This is a genomic window from Agrobacterium sp. P15N1-A, assembly GCF_044626815.1.
Lineage (GTDB): Bacteria > Pseudomonadota > Alphaproteobacteria > Rhizobiales > Rhizobiaceae > Agrobacterium > Agrobacterium leguminum.
Genome location: NZ_JBIUPF010000003.1, coordinates 339782 through 356172 on the forward strand (window position 1 = coordinate 339782; position 16391 = coordinate 356172).

At 59.7% G+C, this 16391-nt stretch carries 14 protein-coding genes and 1 pseudogene; 5 read left to right on the forward strand and 10 right to left on the reverse strand.

Annotated features, from left to right (window positions below):
* Positions 1 to 149: 149 nt before the first annotated feature.
* Positions 150 to 500, forward strand: a pseudogene (locus ACIK7D_RS13435) (antibiotic resistance protein VanZ); the annotation flags it as partial.
* Positions 501 to 656: 156 nt separating this feature from the next.
* On the opposite strand, the gene uxuA reads toward ACIK7D_RS13435, so the two are convergent.
* The 7 genes from uxuA to ACIK7D_RS13470 all read right to left on the reverse strand — a co-directional run bounded on the left by uxuA (position 657) and on the right by ACIK7D_RS13470 (position 8125).
* A complete protein-coding gene (gene uxuA, locus ACIK7D_RS13440; RefSeq protein WP_400156548.1) occupies positions 657 to 1865 on the reverse strand; it encodes a mannonate dehydratase in 1209 nt (402 codons plus the stop codon).
* A gap of 16 nt (positions 1866 to 1881) precedes the next feature.
* Positions 1882 to 2928 carry an L-idonate 5-dehydrogenase gene (locus ACIK7D_RS13445; protein WP_400156549.1) on the reverse strand — a complete coding sequence of 349 codons (1047 nt, stop codon included), beginning with the start codon at positions 2926 to 2928 and terminating at the stop codon, positions 1882 to 1884.
* A gap of 321 nt (positions 2929 to 3249) precedes the next feature.
* Complete coding sequence (locus tag ACIK7D_RS13450) at positions 3250 to 4656, reverse strand: TRAP transporter large permease (protein ID WP_137004666.1); 1407 nt, start codon at positions 4654 to 4656, stop codon at positions 3250 to 3252.
* 4 nt (positions 4657 to 4660) lie between these two features.
* Positions 4661 to 5233, reverse strand: coding sequence for a TRAP transporter small permease (locus ACIK7D_RS13455; RefSeq protein WP_400156550.1), 573 nt, complete (start codon positions 5231 to 5233; stop codon positions 4661 to 4663).
* Between the two features lie 60 nt (positions 5234 to 5293).
* A complete protein-coding gene (locus ACIK7D_RS13460) occupies positions 5294 to 6268 on the reverse strand; it encodes a sialic acid TRAP transporter substrate-binding protein SiaP (RefSeq protein WP_003519848.1) in 975 nt (324 codons plus the stop codon).
* Positions 6269 to 6331: 63 nt separating this feature from the next.
* The gene (locus ACIK7D_RS13465; RefSeq protein ID WP_400156551.1) at positions 6332 to 7048 is read right to left on the reverse strand and encodes a FadR/GntR family transcriptional regulator; all 717 of its coding nucleotides are present in this window, start codon (positions 7046 to 7048) and stop codon (positions 6332 to 6334) included.
* A 390-nt stretch (positions 7049 to 7438) separates the two neighbouring features.
* A complete protein-coding gene (locus tag ACIK7D_RS13470) occupies positions 7439 to 8125 on the reverse strand; it encodes an HAD family hydrolase (RefSeq protein WP_127755856.1) in 687 nt (228 codons plus the stop codon).
* A gap of 407 nt (positions 8126 to 8532) precedes the next feature.
* Here ACIK7D_RS13470 and minC point away from each other — a divergent pair, with 407 nt between their 5' ends.
* Genes minC through minE form a run of 3 tightly spaced genes read left to right on the forward strand, consistent with a single transcriptional unit; the run spans position 8533 to position 10368 of the window.
* Positions 8533 to 9261 carry a septum site-determining protein MinC gene (gene minC / locus ACIK7D_RS13475; RefSeq protein WP_164865295.1) on the forward strand — a complete coding sequence of 243 codons (729 nt, stop codon included), beginning with the start codon at positions 8533 to 8535 and terminating at the stop codon, positions 9259 to 9261.
* Positions 9262 to 9295: 34 nt separating this feature from the next.
* Positions 9296 to 10111: a septum site-determining protein MinD gene (gene minD / locus ACIK7D_RS13480; RefSeq protein ID WP_003506498.1), complete on the forward strand. Its 816-nt coding sequence runs from the start codon at positions 9296 to 9298 to the stop codon at positions 10109 to 10111.
* A complete protein-coding gene (gene minE, locus ACIK7D_RS13485; protein ID WP_020809474.1) occupies positions 10108 to 10368 on the forward strand; it encodes a cell division topological specificity factor MinE in 261 nt (86 codons plus the stop codon). Before minD ends, minE begins: the two co-directional genes overlap by 4 nt.
* A 41-nt stretch (positions 10369 to 10409) precedes the next feature.
* Here minE and ACIK7D_RS13490 read toward each other — a convergent pair whose 3' ends face one another.
* From ACIK7D_RS13490 to ACIK7D_RS13500, 3 genes are all read right to left on the reverse strand, one after another.
* Positions 10410 to 11312 carry an amino acid ABC transporter substrate-binding protein gene (locus tag ACIK7D_RS13490; RefSeq protein ID WP_135397380.1) on the reverse strand — a complete coding sequence of 301 codons (903 nt, stop codon included), beginning with the start codon at positions 11310 to 11312 and terminating at the stop codon, positions 10410 to 10412.
* 72 nt (positions 11313 to 11384) lie between these two features.
* The gene (locus tag ACIK7D_RS13495; RefSeq protein ID WP_400156552.1) at positions 11385 to 12278 is read right to left on the reverse strand and encodes an amino acid ABC transporter substrate-binding protein; all 894 of its coding nucleotides are present in this window, start codon (positions 12276 to 12278) and stop codon (positions 11385 to 11387) included.
* Between the two features lie 30 nt (positions 12279 to 12308).
* On the reverse strand, positions 12309 to 14627 hold the full coding sequence (locus ACIK7D_RS13500; RefSeq protein ID WP_080819094.1) for an EAL domain-containing protein: 2319 nt from the start codon (positions 14625 to 14627) through the stop codon (positions 12309 to 12311).
* Positions 14628 to 14970: 343 nt separating this feature from the next.
* On the opposite strand from ACIK7D_RS13500, the gene ACIK7D_RS13505 reads away from it, so the two are divergent.
* Complete coding sequence (locus tag ACIK7D_RS13505; RefSeq protein WP_400156553.1) at positions 14971 to 16329, forward strand: amidase; 1359 nt, start codon at positions 14971 to 14973, stop codon at positions 16327 to 16329.
* The last annotated feature ends 62 nt before the right edge of the window (positions 16330 to 16391 follow it).

Genomic DNA, 16391 nt, shown 5'->3' on the forward strand with positions numbered 1-16391 from the left:
ATCCTCGCCCGGTTGCCTTCTGCCTTAGCCCGTGCGGGGCCTGAGCGAAAGGCGGTTTCTCAACTATTTGACCAAAAAGTGTGATTAATTGGGCGGGACGTGAAAATGACGCGCTTCCGTTTACGCGCACGGCGCTCTATTGTGACGCCATGATGACAAATAGACTTCCGAAATATGTCGCCTGGTCGGTTTTCCTGCTGATCGTGATCGTTACAGTTTGCCCTATCGGCTTTCGTCCGCAAACGCTGACGACGGTGGGCATCGACCGCGCCGCGGCCTTCGCCTTCTGCTCGGCCGCCTTCGTGCTCGCCTATCCGCGTTACTGGCTGGCGATCATCGTGGCAGGCATTGCGGCGGCTTTCGGCATCGAGGCGCTGCAATTCCTGTCGCCCACCCGCCATCCGCATTTGACGGATGCCGTCGTGAAAGCCGCCGGCGTCATCGCCGGCGGGCTAGGGGCTTTTTCCTGGCTTCAGTTCAAGGCACGATTGACCGCAGGTTCTCTCATCCGTCATTCCGGCCTTGAGCCGGAATCCAGCCAGCCCAAGTCCTTGGGCTGAAAGGAGTCTTTTCGCCGCGCGGACGCACGCCGGCTGGATTCCGGCTCGAGGCCGGAATGACGGATAGGAAGCCGATCAAACGCGCCTCGCTTTCGCTCAGCGATCACCCTTCGCCAGCCCGAAACGGCCATGCGACAGGGTGCGTTCGATACCGCGCAGCTCCGCCAGCCCTTTCAGCCGGCCGATGGCGGGATAACCGGGCTGCGCCCCGCGCGTCAGGTCGTCGAGGATTTCCTGCCCGTGATCGGGCCGCATCGGAATGGTGTGGTCTTCACGGCCTTCGGCGCGACGGCGGGTTTCCTCCGACAGAAGTGCGGCGATGACGGCGACCATGTCGGTGCCGCCTTCCAGATGTTCGTCCTCGAAGAAGGAGCAGGGCACGGTATCGGTGTCACGCGTCACGTTGCGCAGATGCACGAAATGGATGCGATCGGCAAAACGGCTGGCGATGAAGGGCAGGTCGTTATCCGCCCGTGCGCCGAGCGAGCCGGTGCAGAGCGTCACGCCATTGGCGCGGCTATCGACCTGCGACAGCATATGGGCGTAGTCGTCTTCCGTTGAAAGAATACGCGGCAGGCCGAGCAGCGGCCAAGGCGGATCATCACCATGGGCGCAGATGTTGATGCCCACTTCCTCGGCAACCGGTGTCACCTCGGAGAGAAAGTCGATCAGGTTCTGCTGCAGCCTTTCACGGTTGACGCCGTGATAGGAGCGCAGTTTTTCGAGGAGCTGGGCGAGCGTATAACCATCTGCCGAGCCGGGCAGGCCAGCGCCGATATTGCGCCCGAGCGCGGTGATTTTTGCATCCGGCATTTCGGCGAAGCGTTTTGCCGCTTCCTCCAGCAGCCAGTCCGGATAGTCGGCCCTGGCGTCCGGGCGCTTCAGAATATGAATGTCGAAGGCGGCGAAATCGGGAAGATCGAAGCGCATCGCCTTTGCGCCGTGTCTGGTTTCCCAGCGCAGATCAGTGCGGGTCCAGTCCAGCACCGGCATGAAATTATAGCAGACGGTGCGGATGCCGGAGGCGGAGAGGCGGCGCAGGGTTTCCTGCCAGTTGGCGATGTGATTTTTCCAATCCCCGGTCTGGGTCTTGATATCTTCGGAGACGGGCACGCTTTCAACCACGTCCCAATAAAGCCCGCCGGCCTTGATCGCCTCATGCCGTTTGGTGATTTCGTCCACCGGCCAGACATCGCCGGTAGCGATGTGGTGCAACGCGCTGACGATGCCTTCCGCGCCCGCCTGAGCCGCATCCTGAACCGTGACCTTGTCGACCGGGCCGAACCAGCGCCATGTATGTCTCATCTTAAATCCTCAAATATCAGTCTGCTGAAAATGTCAGTTGCACCTTGCAGGCGGCGGAGCGGTCTCCGGCCTGTTCAAAGGCCGCTTTCGCCTCGCCGAGCGGGAAGCTGTGGGAAATGATCGGCCGCACATCGATCCCGCGCTTGGAGATAAGCCCGGCGGCGATGGCGAATTCATCATGGAAACGCTGCGAGCCGCGCCAGAGGATTTCCTTGCCCACCAATGCATTGAGCGGAATGGTGATGTCGCCGGTGACGCCCACCTGCACGATGGTGCCGCGCGGGCGAACGCAGGCAAAGGCGGTGCGAAGTGCTGGACCGGCTGCGGAGCAATCGAAAATGACGTCGAAATAACCCTTATTGTCCTGATAGGGCAAAAGCGCCTCGGCGTCTTTCGCGACATTGATCGTGCGGTCGGCACCCATGGCGGGTGCGCGTTCCAGCGCTGCATCGGTGAGGTCGGTGGCGACAATGGTGGCCGCACCGGCATGGCGGGCGGCGGCGATGGTCAATAGACCGATGGGGCCTGCGCCCGTCACGAGTACGTTTGCCCCTTTCAGGTCGCCGGCCTGGGCCACCGCATGCAGGCAGACCGCAAGCGGCTCGGTGCAGGCGGCTTCGGCGGGTGATGTATCCTCTGAAAATGTCGCGCATTGTTTGGCGGTAACCACCAGCCGGTCGCGGAACATGCCCTGTTCGTGCGGCAAGCGCATGGCGCTGCCCATGAAGCGCATTCCGAGGCAGTGGATCGGCTGACCCTTCAGGCAGAAATGGCAATGGCCGCAGGGCTGGGACGGATTGACGGCGACGAGCTGGCCGATGGTGAGCCCGCTGACGCCAGCGCCCAAAGCCGCGATATGGCCGGATGCCTCGTGGCCGCAGATGATCGGCTCGCGCACCCGCACCGGGCCGAAACCGCCATCCTGATAATAATGCAGATCGGAGCCGCAGATGCCGCCTGCCGCCATGGTGAGCAGCACTTCGCCGGGGCCGGGAGCCACAAGCTCCTGCGTTTCGACGCGGATGTCCTTAACGCCGTGTAGACGTGCCACGCGTGTCTGCATGACGATGCCCTTTCTTTAGGTGGTTGGACTGGACACGACGTTTGAAAATCATTTGACAATCCTGCGTGTGGCTCACCCCCCTCTGTCCTGCCGGACATCTCCCCCTCAAGGGGGGAGATCGTTCCTTGGCGATGTCTCGCACCTCTCGACGGTCGAGAATGAAGTGGCGAGAAAGCGTCTTGCTGATCTCCCCCCTTGAGGGGGAGATGTCCGGCAGGACAGAGGGGGGTGAGCCACACGCGGAATCGTCAATGATTTTCAACCATCGTGTACTGTGTTGAAACCCGCGCGGTGGCGACCGCGCGGGTGTGGATGTTTGCGTTAGCGGATCAGGCCCATTTCGGTCGGCAGCCACAGGGTGATGGCCGGAACGAAGGTGATCAGCAGCAGCGCCACGAACAACGGCACCAGCCAGGGCAGGATGGCCATCGTCGTGCGTTCGACGGAGAGTTTCGCCACGCGCGAGAGCACGAACAGCACCATGCCGAGCGGCGGGTGCAGCAGCCCTATCATCAGGTTGAGCGTGATGATCAGGCCGAAATGCACCGGGTCGATATGGAACTGCAGCACCAGCGGCAGCAGGATCGGCACTAGGATGGTGATGGCCGCAATCGTATCGAGGAAGCAGCCGACGAACAGCATGAGGAGGTTGACCAGCACGAGGAAGATCCACTTGCTGTCGGTGATCGTCAGGATCGCCGCCGAGAGAAGCTGTGCGGCCTGACTGACCGTCAGCAGCCATGCGAAGACCGATGCCGCTGCGACGATGAAGAGAACCGAAGCGGTCGTCTCAATCGTATCGAAGGTCGATTTCGCCAGCGTCTTGAAGGTCATCGTCCGGTAACGGACAAGCCCGAGGAACAGCGACCACAACACGGCCGCGACAGCCGCCTCCGTCGGTGTGAACCAGCCCATGGTCATGCCGCCGATGAGGATCACCGGCGTCATCAGCGCCATCACGGCCGAGAAGTCGAAATACCAGTCGCAGGCGAGCAGGATGACCAGCACGATCAGGATCGACAGGTTGAGCGACAGGCCGAATGCCGTGAGGATATAGATGCCGAGCGGCACCATCATCACCACGAAGACTTCTATCGATGCGCCGAAGATGGTTCTGAGGCTGAAGGGCGTATCGGAGCCCCAGCCCTTGATATAGGCGAAGACCGCAACCGTAATCATCATCAGAAGCGTCATGACGACGCCCGGGACGATGCCGGCCATGAACAGTGCGCCGATGGAGACATTCGCCATCATGCCGTAGATGACGAAGGGCAGCGACGGCGGGAAGATCGGGCCGAGCGTTGCGGAAGCGGCGGTGACGCCGACGGCCGCTTCGACCGGATAACCGTGATCCTTCATGGCCTTGATTTCGATGGTGCCGATACCAGCCGCATCGGCAAGCGCCGTGCCGGACATGCCGGAAAAGATCACCGAGCCGATGATGTTGACCTGTGCAAGGCCGCCCTTCATCCAGCCGACGAGTGCGACGGCGAAGGAATAGATGCGTCCCGTAACCCCCGCCGTGTTCATCAGGTTGCCGGCAAGGATGAAGAAGGGAACGGCCAGAAGCGGGAAGCTTTCCACACCGGCGATCAGGCGCTGCGCCGCGATGATATCAGGCGCGACATTATAAAACACGATGTAGAGCAGCGATGCCGAGGCCATGGAAATGGCGACGGGCAGGCCGATCAGCATCAGGAGAAGAAAGGAGCCGATAAGAAGCAGCATGTGATCAATCCCCCGCGTTCTGGAATTCTTCGGGCCGTTCCAGAACGGAATAACCACGCTGCATATTGGCAATGAAGACCTGCACCGAGCGGAAGAACATCAGAACGAAAGCGGCCAGAACCGTATAGAAAACGATGCTGCGGGGAAGAGCGACAGTGACCATCTCCTCATCCGCGACGATTTCCATATATCGCCACATCAGCCAAGAGGTGTAGGCGAAAAAGAGGATGCGCAGCACATCGACAAGGATCGACATGATGCGGGCCAGCTGCGGCGGGACGTAATGGTAAAGCACGTCCACCTGGATGTGGCGCGACATGCGCACGCACATGACCGAACCTAAAAAGACGACGCCTATCAGGCAGTTGACGGCGATTTCTTCCGTCCAGGCATAGCTGTCGTTGAGCACGTAGCGGGTGAAGAACTGAAGGAACACGCAGCCCGTCATCAGCCAGAAGAGGCCGAGCGTAACCCAGTCTTCGAATGAATAGACCTTGAGATCGACCTCCGGCGGCGCCTCGTCGAACGTATGGGCGAGTTCCTCAGGCGTGACCTGAGTATGGATTTCCTGCGACATTGAGATATCCCGTCTGGAGAGAAAGGGCGGTGCGGCAACGGGGCCGCACCGGATCTTGGCTCACTTGACGGCGCGAATGGCTTCCCAGTCGGCCTTGTCGTAACCGAAGTCCTCGAACTTCACCTTCTCCAGAACGTTCTTCTCGAAGTCGGCCTTGTCGACCTCGGCGACGGTGAGGCCGCGCTTCTTGAAGTCTTCGACGAGGCTCTTTTCGCGGCCTTCGATGGTCTTGGTGGTGCGCTCGGCGGCCTGCTGCATGACTTCGGTGAAGATTTTCTTGTCTTCATCGGAGAGCTGCGACCACAGGTTCTTCGAAATCACCGTGTTGAGGTGGTCGACGATGTGGCCGGTCAGGACGATGTTCTTCTGCACTTCGAAGAACTTTTTCGCCTCGATGGTGGTCAGCGGGTTTTCCTGTGCGTCGACCGTGCCGTTCTGGAGCGCCAGATAGACTTCCGCAAAGGCAATCGGGGTGGTGTTGGCGCCGCAGGCACGCGGCATGGCGAGATAGGCCGGAACGTCAGGAACACGCATCTTCAGGCCCGCCATGTCGGCGCAGGCGGCAATCGGCTTGTTCGACGTGGTGTGACGCGTACCGTAATAGCTGACGGCGGCGATGTGATTGCCGGTCTTGTCTTCATAACCCTTGGCGAGACGCTTGAAGATATCGCTCTTGGTATAGGCGATCAGATGGCTCGGATCGCGGAAGATGTAAGGAAAATAGGTGACGCCGATCGGCTTGAAGTCACGGGCGGCAAAGCTCGAGCCGGAAATGATGATATCGACGGTGCCGATCTTCAGGCCCTGGTTGATATCGGCTTCCTTGCCAAGCTGCGAGGCGGGGAATACATCCACCTTGTAACGACCGTCGGTGCGCTTGGCGATCTCTTCCGCCGCCCAGACCGAATCCGTATGGAACGGTTCGGAGGTCTCATAGACATGCGCCCATTTCAGCGTGGTCTGTGCCTGCGCCGCCAGGGCGGAAAGCAGGATGGCGGCTGTGGCGCCCATCAAAGTCGACAATCTGATTTTCATTCTTAACTCCTCCCGAATTAAAGCCAGATGTGCTGTTTTTTCCGTTGCCGGTTGCGGCGACGGTCACTCCTCCCCGATCGTTTCCTCCCCGAAACTCTCGGAAAATCTCTTTTGCGACAGCGTCAGATGCTGCCGCATCGCCTCGCGGGCGCCTTCCGGATCGTTCGCGGCAATGGCGTCGCGGATGATCCGGTGTTCCTGCACGGCGAGGATCCAGGTATGCGGTCCCTCGAAATAGCTGGCGAGCTTTTCGAAATAGGGCGAAAGGCTGCGCTCGTCGTAGATCAGGCCGGTAAAGCGGTTGAGCGCCGAATTGCCGATGATATCGGCAATGGCGGTGTGGAAGGCGCGGTCGAGATTGAGCGCCTGCGGTGAATTGTCGAGCGCGCCGGCCATGCGTTCGATGATGTCGTCGAGCTTTACGATGCATTCCGGTGTGGCGAGCCTTGCGGCTTCTTCCGCAATCGCACTTTCAATGATGCAGCGCGCCTGCAGGATTTCGAACGGACCATGCGCATCCGGCAGCGGCGGCTTTTCCTTGGCCTGCTTGCCGGCCGCGCTGACATAGACGCCCGAACCCATGCGGATATGGATATGGCCTTCCACTTCCAGAACGATCAGCGCTTCGCGAACCGTCGGGCGGGATACGCCGAAGCGTTCGGCAAGGTCCCGTTCCGCCGGCAGGCGCTGGCCTTCGGTCAGTTCCCCGCTTTCGATGAGCAAACGAATTTGTTCCGCAACCAGCCGGTAAAGGCGGCGCGGCTCCAGAGCCACAAACATGATATCCTCCCAGCGCGAAAGTCTCCCCCGATCGCGCAAGCGGTAAGATGGTCTTACCAATTTTATTAGGACGCATTTATGCGGTGCTGTCAATTGGCCGCTGGTGGAAAAGTGTGGGGGAGGAGTTTGAGGCGGTTCAGCAGGTCGGGCGTTGTCTTATTCCGGGGCTTTTACCACTCCCGTCATTCCGGCTTGGTGTGGGCATTCAGCCAGCCTGAATCTTTGTGCATAAGAGGATGGTAAAGTTCGCAAACCTTGCCTCCGTCACGCTCGGGCTTGTTCCGAGCATCTGCTACCGGTCAGTTTTACGATAGGTGGTTAGATCCTCGGGACAGGCCCGAGGATGACGTCGGATGTGTTGGCTTGTTAGCCGATAGAAAGTTCGGCTTCTCAGCCTCTATTGCCCGCGAGCCTCAGAGCGCCGTTCTCACCGATGACAACATCCAGCTCACCATATCCGCCTATGGAAAGATGCGGCGTTTCGATGAGATGGGAGTGGGTGGCGTTGATGACGACCACGGTTGCGCCCATGCTTTCCCCGGCCTGAATGCCGGCGGGGGCGTCCTCGAAGACGACGCAGTTTTCAGGCGCGACGCCGAGCTTTTCCGCCGCCTTTTTATATCCTTCCGGATCAGGCTTGCCGTTCACCACGTCCTCGGCGCAGATCATCACCGGAGGCGGGGTGAGGCCTGCGGCCGCCAGCCGGCGTTCGGCGAGCGCGCGGGCGGCGGAGGTGACGATGGCCCATTTGCCGGCCGGCAATTTTTCGAGAAATGCCGCAGCTTCGGGAATCTGGAGGATGCCGTCGACATCGTCCATTTCCTTCTGCAGCAGCATCGCCGCCTGTTCCGCGACATCGAGACCGGGAACGGCCTCGCGGCGCACCACTTCCGACGCGCGCATGCCGTGGATGCGCTGCAGGAAAGCGTTCGGCTCTATGCCGTTGTCCACGGCCCATTCGCGCCAGACCCGTTCCACCACCGCAATCGAGTTGAGCAATGTTCCATCCATGTCGAACAGGAAGGCCGCATAGTCTTGCGAAAATATCTGGTTCTGCGGCGGGACTTTGCTGTGCATCTCATTCTTCCGTTGAAGCTGTGGGGACCGCCTGTCTCTACAGCATCGGCGGAGATAACGGAATCGCTTTTCCACCTTGAAGGCATAATGCGGTCATCTGGCCGAAGGCGGATATTGTCCCGCAATCGGACGTTCGCATGTTCCGCGACTCGCCGGGTTGGGGTAGGGGAGAAGGCGTGCCCATCTCGCGATGCCGGGCGTCAGGTTGCAGCAAGGATGAGCTGCTATCGTGAGTTTTCACAAGTGCCGGAAACGCGTTAAATCAAAAGGTAATGATGGATTTTGAATGTTTCGCATGAAGTTTTTCGGAGCGGAATTTTCTTAACGAATCCGCCGCCTCAGGGGCGGCGTTAACCATTTGTTAACCATATTCGAGGTACCTAATTGTCAACGATTTGTTTACCAAGATGACCAAAGTGCTAACAGACCAGCGTTCGATCCGTATCAAAGGCCGCTCCTTCCTCGCAGTCGTCCTGTCTCCCGAATCTCCGGTCGATCAATGGCTGGAAAGGCTCGATGATCTCGCCGCCCGTTCGGCGGGCTTTTTCCTGTCGCGTCCGGTGGTTCTGGATGTGTCGGAGCTGTCGCTCGACAAGGCGGGGCTGAAGGAGCTGCTGGCGGCGCTGAGGGAGCGCAATGTCGGCATCATGGGTATCGAGGGCGTTCGCCCCTCGATGATCGAGCCGGGCATGCCGCCGTCGCTGAAGGGCGGAAAGCCCGCTTCCGATGTCGAGGTTGAGCCGGTCGCCATCGCCGCCGAACTTCCGGAGGAAAAGCCGCGCGCTGCCGGTGAGGTCAGGGCCGTGGTGCCGTCGCTGGTCATCAACGAGCCGGTTCGCTCCGGCCAGTCGATCATGTTTCCCGAGGGTGACGTGACCGTCATCGGTTCGGTCGCCTCGGGGGCGGAAATCATCGCCGGCGGTTCGGTGCATATTTACGGCGCCCTGCGCGGTCGCGCCATGGCCGGTTCGCTTGGAAATGTCTCGGCGCGCATCTTCTGCCGCAAGCTCGAAGCGGAGCTTCTGGCCATCGACGGCGTCTACAAGGTGGCCGAGGACATTGACGACAAGCTGCGCGGCCAGCCCGTTCAGCTCTGGCTGGAAAACGATACGATCAAGGCCGCAAAGCTTGGCTGATAACAGAGAAACAACACAGGAACAGGAGAGCCATATGGGGAAGGTAGTCGTTGTAACTTCCGGCAAGGGCGGGGTGGGAAAGACCACCTCGACCGCAGCGCTTGGCGCCGCACTGGCGCAGAACAAGGAGAAGGTCGTGGTCGTCGATTTCGATGTCGGCCTGCGCAACCTCGATCTCGTCATGGGTGCTGAACGCCGCGTGGTTTACGATCTCGTCAACGTCATCCAGGGCGACGCCAAGCTGACGCAGGCGCTGATCCGCGACAAGCGCCTCGAGACGCTGTTCCTGCTGCCTGCCTCGCAGACGCGCGACAAGGACAATCTGACGCCGGAAGGTGTCGAATGGGTCATCAACGAGCTGAAGAAACATTTCGACTGGGTGATCTGCGATAGCCCCGCTGGTATCGAGCGCGGCGCGACGCTGGCCATGCGCCATGCGGATGTGGCCGTCGTCGTCACCAATCCGGAAGTCTCCTCGGTGCGTGACAGCGACCGCATCATCGGTCTGCTGGATTCCAAGACGCTGAAGGCCGAACGCGGCGAGCGTATGGAGAAGCATCTGCTTCTGACGCGTTACGACGCTTCCCGCGCCGAGCGTGGCGACATGCTGAAGGTCGACGACGTTCTGGAAATTCTCTCCATTCCGCTGCTCGGCATCATTCCCGAAAGCACGGATGTGCTGCGGGCGTCGAACGTCGGCGCACCGGTCACGCTGGCGGATGCCCGCTGCGCGCCGGCCATGGCCTATTTCGACGCCGCCCGCCGCCTGTCCGGCGAGGATATTCCGGTGGTCATTCCGGGCGAGAAGCGTGGCATCTTCTCCAAGATCTTCGCAAGGAGGGCTGCATGAGCATCTTCAGTCTTTTCCGCAAACAGAAGTCGGCACCGCTTGCGCGCGAACGCCTGCAGGTGCTGCTCGCCCACGAAAGGGCATCCTCGGGCTCCGATCTGGTCGCTATCCTCAGGGAAGAAATTCTCGGCGTCATCGCCAAGCATGTGCAGATCGACAATGATCGGGTGCATGTGAAGATGGATCGCGACGAGCATGTCTCCATTCTGGAGATCGATGTCGAGATTCCTCTGGGTGCCGATTTGCGCGCCGCGTAAGATACGTCTCGTAAAACGCCGCCCACCACCGGGCGGCGTTTTCATTCTGCTGTCGTATCGACGGGTTTTCGAAATGCCTCGGCCAGATCGCCGGGCAGCGGGCGCTTCAGGTTGATGCCGTTCGGCGGGATAGGCGCATTGAACCATTTGTCGTAGATTTTCTCGATTTCGCCGCTCTCATAGATTTGGCCGAGCGCCTCGTTAACGGCGTCGCGGAAGCCGGTATCGCCATGGCGGAGCATCAGGCCATAGGGCTGTGGCGGGGCGAGATATTCATCGGAGATGACGTAGTCTTCCGGCTTGCCGGTCTCGGCAACGAAGGATCGCAGAAGTATATCGTCCATGACGAAGGCCGAGGCGCGGTTTTCCGTCACCATGTCGAAACTGCCCTCGGTGCTGTCATTTTGCAGAACCGCGACGTTCAGCCCCAGTTTGCGATTGAGCACATTGAGTTGGGTGATGTTGATGGTTCCCGTTGTCACCACCACCGTTCGCCCGGCGAGATCGGCGACGGTGTTCAGGCCGCTCGATTTCAGCGCCACATAACGGGTGCCGGTGATGAAGTGGCTGTAGGAGAACCACACGGCCTTGCGCCGCTCCTCGGTATTCGTGCTCGCCACGCATTCCATGTCCATCGTGCCGTCATTGAGAAGCATGATGCGGTTGCTGGGTGTGCGCTTGACGAACTCGACCTTCAGTTCCGGCAGGCCGAGCTTTTTCTTGATGGAATCCGCCACTCTCAGGCATAGCTCGATGCTGTAGCCGATAGGCTCCGGCCCGGTGCCGAGATAGGAAAAGGGAATATTGCGATCGGCATAACCGAGCTTGATGGTGCCGGTTCTGGCAATGGTTTCAAGCGTCGGCGGTTGGGCATCCTCGCTCACCGCCTGGATGGGCAGAAGACTTGAAAAAACGAGCATAAGCCATAATGTCGATCTCTGCATCGCGCATCTCCAGCCAAAATAATCCGTCAAAACATTTTCATGAAAATCGATACGGGTTGACGCCTTGCGCTCTCAGTCCTGGTATTCGCTCGGATGTTCGTATGCCTGTTTCAGAGAGGCGGCCATCGGCAGGTTCAGGTTCATGCCGTTTGGGGGAATGGGCTTGGTGAACCATTTTTCATAAAGGCCATGAATGACCGGCCCGGTGAAAATATGCCGAAGGCTTTCATTGACCGCCGCCTTGAAACCGGGGTCGTTGCGCCGGAAAACCAGGCCATAGGGTTCTGGGGCGCTCAGCGTTTCCTCAGAAAGCGCATAGAGGTCCGGATTCTCTGACGTTGCCGCGAGCGCCGCGAGCAATATGCCATCCATGACAAAGGCGGAAGCCTTGCCGGAGACCACGAGTTCGAAAGCCTCCTCATTGGTTTTCGTCGGCATCACAGAGATATTGAGGTTTTTCGCCCGGTTCACGGCATTGAGCTGCTCGATATTGACGGTGCCGGAGGCGGATGTGACGGACCGCCCGGCGAGATCGGCAAGGCTTTTCAGATTGTCCTGCTTGCGGGAGAGAAACTGCGTTGCGGTCATGAAATTGGGATAGGAGAAATCCACGATCTTGCGGCGTTCGCTATTATTGGTCGTGGCCGCGCATTCAATGTCGATCTGGCCGCCGCGGACAAGAATAAAGCGGGTCGCGGGTGTCGCCTTGACGTATTCGAGTTCGATCCTGTCGAGCTTCAGTTTCCTGCGAATATCTTCGCTGATCGCCCGACAAAGATCGGTCGAGAAACCGGTGACCTCCCCATTCGGCAATTGATAGGAAAAGGGCGGTTCGGCTTCGCGATAGCCGATGCGGATCTTTGCGGTTCTGGCAATCTGCTGAAGTGTGTCGCCTTCGCCGGCAGCCTGGAGAGGCGTGATGGGAGCAAGACATGTGAGGAAAAGGCAAAATACTGAAAGACGCATTTTATGTCCTCTGGGCCGGCGGCCGGTTTCTCAAATGGCTTTTTGCGGTGGGCAATAGGTTTCCTGTGTCGGTCTACCGATATCGCCGAATTCATCCTTCGCAATTGGAGCGATGACGGCGCGGTTCTTGAGAATGCGGGCAAGCGGCGCGGGCTCGGCAAAATAATAGCCCTGCGCCTCGTCGCAGCCGGAAAGCTTGAGCGCTTCGACCTGCTCCCTGTTTTCAACGCCCTCGGCGGTTACCTTAAGACCGATCTGTTCAGCCATGTCGATGACGGTGTTGACGATGGCGGAACACATGGGATTGGACGGCAGGCCGGAGACGAATTCCCGGTCGATCTTGATCTTGTCGAAGGCGACATGGGTGAGCGTGCTGAGCCCCGCATAACCGGTGCCGAAATCGTCAAGCGCGAGGCGAACGCCCCTTTCCTTCAGCAGTTTCAGGGCTCGGGCGCTGTTATCGCGCTCCAGCATGACCGTTTCCGTCACTTCCAGTTCAAGCCGTTCCGCCGGGAAGCCGGATGTTTCAAGCGCCCGGTCCACGATCGGGACGATGTCGTCATTGCTGAGCTGAACGGCGGATAGATTGACGGCGAGCCTGATATCCTTCGGCCATGTCATCGCATCCCTGCAGGCCTGCGCCAGAACCCACTCGCCCAACGGCTTGATGAAGTTGTTTTCTTCGGCAAGCGCGATGAAGCGGTCCGGTGCGATGAGGCCAAGCTTGCTGTGCCGCCAGCGGGCCAGCGCTTCATAAGCGACGATGCGACCGCTCTGCAGATTGACAACCGGCTGGTAGTGCAGCTCGAATTCCTGGTTTTCGAGCGCGGATTTCATGTCTATTTCCAGCGCATGCTTGTGCTGCGCCGCCATGTCCATGCCGGGCTCATAAAAGACGAAATAACCGCAGCCCATGGATTTAGCCCGGTAAAGACCGAGATCGGCATGTTGCAGAAGCTGCGTTGCGGATGTGCCGTGGCCCGGCGCGCAGGCGATGCCGATGCTGGTGTCGATGCTGATATCGCTGCCTTCGAGACTGAAACTGCGCGAGACGGCATGCACCACCCGCGCGGCCAGCATCGCCGCGTCGCTCTCGCAGTCGCCGTTTGCCGATTGTATGATGGCGAATTCGTCGCCGCCGAGACGGCTCACCATGTCGTTTTCACCAAGCACGGCCGAAATCCGCGAGGCCACCGCCACAAGCAGGGCATCGCCGGCGGCGTGTCCGAGTGTGTCGTTGACGGCCTTGAAGCGGTCCAGATCGAGCAGCATGACATTGAATGGCTGGCCTGACGCGGCAAGCTGTTCGAGACGGTTTTCGAGCGTCTTCATCAGCAGCACGCGGTTTGGAAGTCCGGTCAGTGCATCGTGATGGGCCATATGTTCCAGCTGCTGCGCCATATCGCGTATCTGCCGCAGGCGTCCGCGTTCCAGAACCGCCTCGCGCAACGTCTCAATAGCGGTGGCCATGTCGCCGATCTCGTCTCGCCGCTCCTGAAACGGCGTGGCGACATCCGTTTCCTCGCGGGCGATCCGAAGCGTCGCCTGCACCAGCGCCGGGACCGGTTTCAGGAAATGCCGGGCGATGACGGTCACCAGCACGCCGGTAACGGTCAAGACCACGATCAGGGCGGCAAGCGAATTATAGATGAGCTTGCGCTGCGCGCCATAAAGCGCGTCCGAGCCGCCAATGCTGACGGCGACCGCGCCGATGGGTTTCTTCGTTTCCGTGCTGATGATCGGCAGCAGGCCGATATAGTGGCTGGATTCGCCGATGGTCGCAAAACCGGTGGAAAAACGCGCGGCGACCGCATCCCGGGAAAATATGGGATCGGTAGCGAGCGGCTTTTCACCGTCATCGGTGGCGTTGTCGAAAGCTGCCGCGATCTGCCGGAAGCCGGAATCCGCCTCGTCATAACGGAAAAGCCAGACGGCATTCTTGGTCTGTGCGCCGATAAGCGCGAGAACGTCGCTGGGGTTGAAGCCGGTAACGAGAATGGATTCGTCGTCGCCGATGGGCTTGTCGGTCAATATGCCGTTGACCTGCCCGTCGGCATCGGCTGTGACGCTGACATAGGTATAGATGCTGCGAAGCGTGGCGCTGGCGATCTGCGAATTGACGCGGGCCTGATTGAGCCATTGCTCGCTGGCCGCGGCGACGAACATATACCAGCCGACAAGCGCGCCGACGCTGTAGGAAAAGATCACGCCGCCGAGGAATATCAGGGTTATCTTGCTGGCGAGCGAGCGCCGTCGCGAAAACCGGCCTGTTTCCGGCTGCGTTGGTGAGCGAAGCGTGTGGCCCGGTTCAACCTGTCTATCCGTCCCGCGATAGGCAGTCTCTTCCATTCGCGATAGTCCCCCGCGATGTCGCGTTATAATTGTTTTATGGAATTTTATAGGGCATGCGTTTCAATGCTGTCTGCTAAATAATTCAACAAAGTTTAGATGCGATTAAGAATTAATCCGTCTTTTTATAGTCGTAGCTTATATAAGAGATGACGTCCCTGCACCTCAGGTTGAAAAAATCGGAGGTTAGAGGTGAGCCGTCAAGGATAAACTCCAAAATTCTGCTATTTCCGCCATGTTTTCCGATCCAGCATGCCGGTCATCGATAACGCGGCGATTGGCCTTGCCAACTGGCCGATAAACGGCATCTTGCGCGTAACATGCCGTTTTCAGGGAAGATATCATGGCTCATAAAGGCAAAAACATCGCGCAGCTTTCCGTTCTCCTCCAGAGCGGCCATCTTGATCCGCGTGCCCTAGTAGAAGAGACGCTGGATGCGGTCGGGAGAGAGGACGATCACGCTATTTTTATCGAGTTGACGGCAGCGCGGGCGATGTCGGAGGCGGAAGCCGCGGCAAAACGCATTGGCGATGGCCGCTCCTGTGGTGTGCTCGATGGTATTCCGGTGGCCTGGAAGGACCTCTTTGACCTTGAAGGCATGGCGACCACGGCGGGGTCGACGGTGCTTGCCAACGATAAGCCTGCATCGCGCGACGCGGACGTGGTGACGGCGCTGAAACAGGCGGGCATGATCTGCATCGGCCGCACCAATATGAGCGAGTTCGCGTTTTCCGGTCTCGGCATCAATCCGCATTACGGTACGCCACGCAATCCTGCTTCTACGGATGGTCACCGCCTGCCGGGAGGTTCTTCGTCGGGTGCGGGCGTCGCGGTCGCTGCCGGCCTGGTGCCGGTGGCGATAGGCACCGATACCGGCGGATCGGTGCGTATTCCCGCCGCCTTCAACGGTGTGGTGGGTTACAAGGCAAGCCGTGGCCGTTATTCGATGCACGGCGTTTATCCCTTGGCGAAGAGCCTCGATTCGCTCGGCTCGCTCACGCATACCGTGAAGGATGCTGTTTGGGTGGATGCCGCCATGCGCGGCAAGGTGGCTGCCGATCTCACCCGCGCGCCTCTTTCCGGCCTGTCGCTGGTGGTGCCGGAAACGGTCTTTCTCGATGGCATCGAGGATGGCGTCGCAGCCGCTTTCGAGCAGGCGGTGGAACGTCTCGTCCGCGCCGGCGCCTCGGTGCGGCGGCAGACATTCCCGATTTTTTCGGAACTGTTCGATCTTATCAAGGAAAAGGGCGCGCTGGTGACGGCGGAAGCCTTCGCCCTGCACAAGAGCCGGCTGGAAGGTGCAGACGCCGCGCGCATGGATCCGCGCGTGGTGGCACGAACGAAGCTTGGCGCGAATATTTCCATGCCTGACTATATCGCCATCATCGAGGCGCGCGAACACATGACGGCGGCGTTTTCCGGCATGATTGGCAGGCAGGAACTGCTGGTATCGCCGACATTGCCGCATGTCGCGGCCAAGGTCGCGCCGCTTCTCGAGAGTGACGATGCCTTTTTCGCCATGAATGCGAAAACCCTGCGCAACACCCAGATCGGCAATTTTTTCGATCTCTGCGGTGTTTCGATCCCCTGTGGAACGGGCGATGCGGGCATGCCGGTCGGCCTGCTGCTTTCCGGCCTGCACGGCACGGACGATCATGTTCTCAGCGTGGCGATGACGGCGGAAGAAATCGTTCGGGGTTGAGGGAGATTCATCCCCCTCGGGTTGTCGGCAACGTAAAAATATCCTTCGTCATCCTCGGGCCT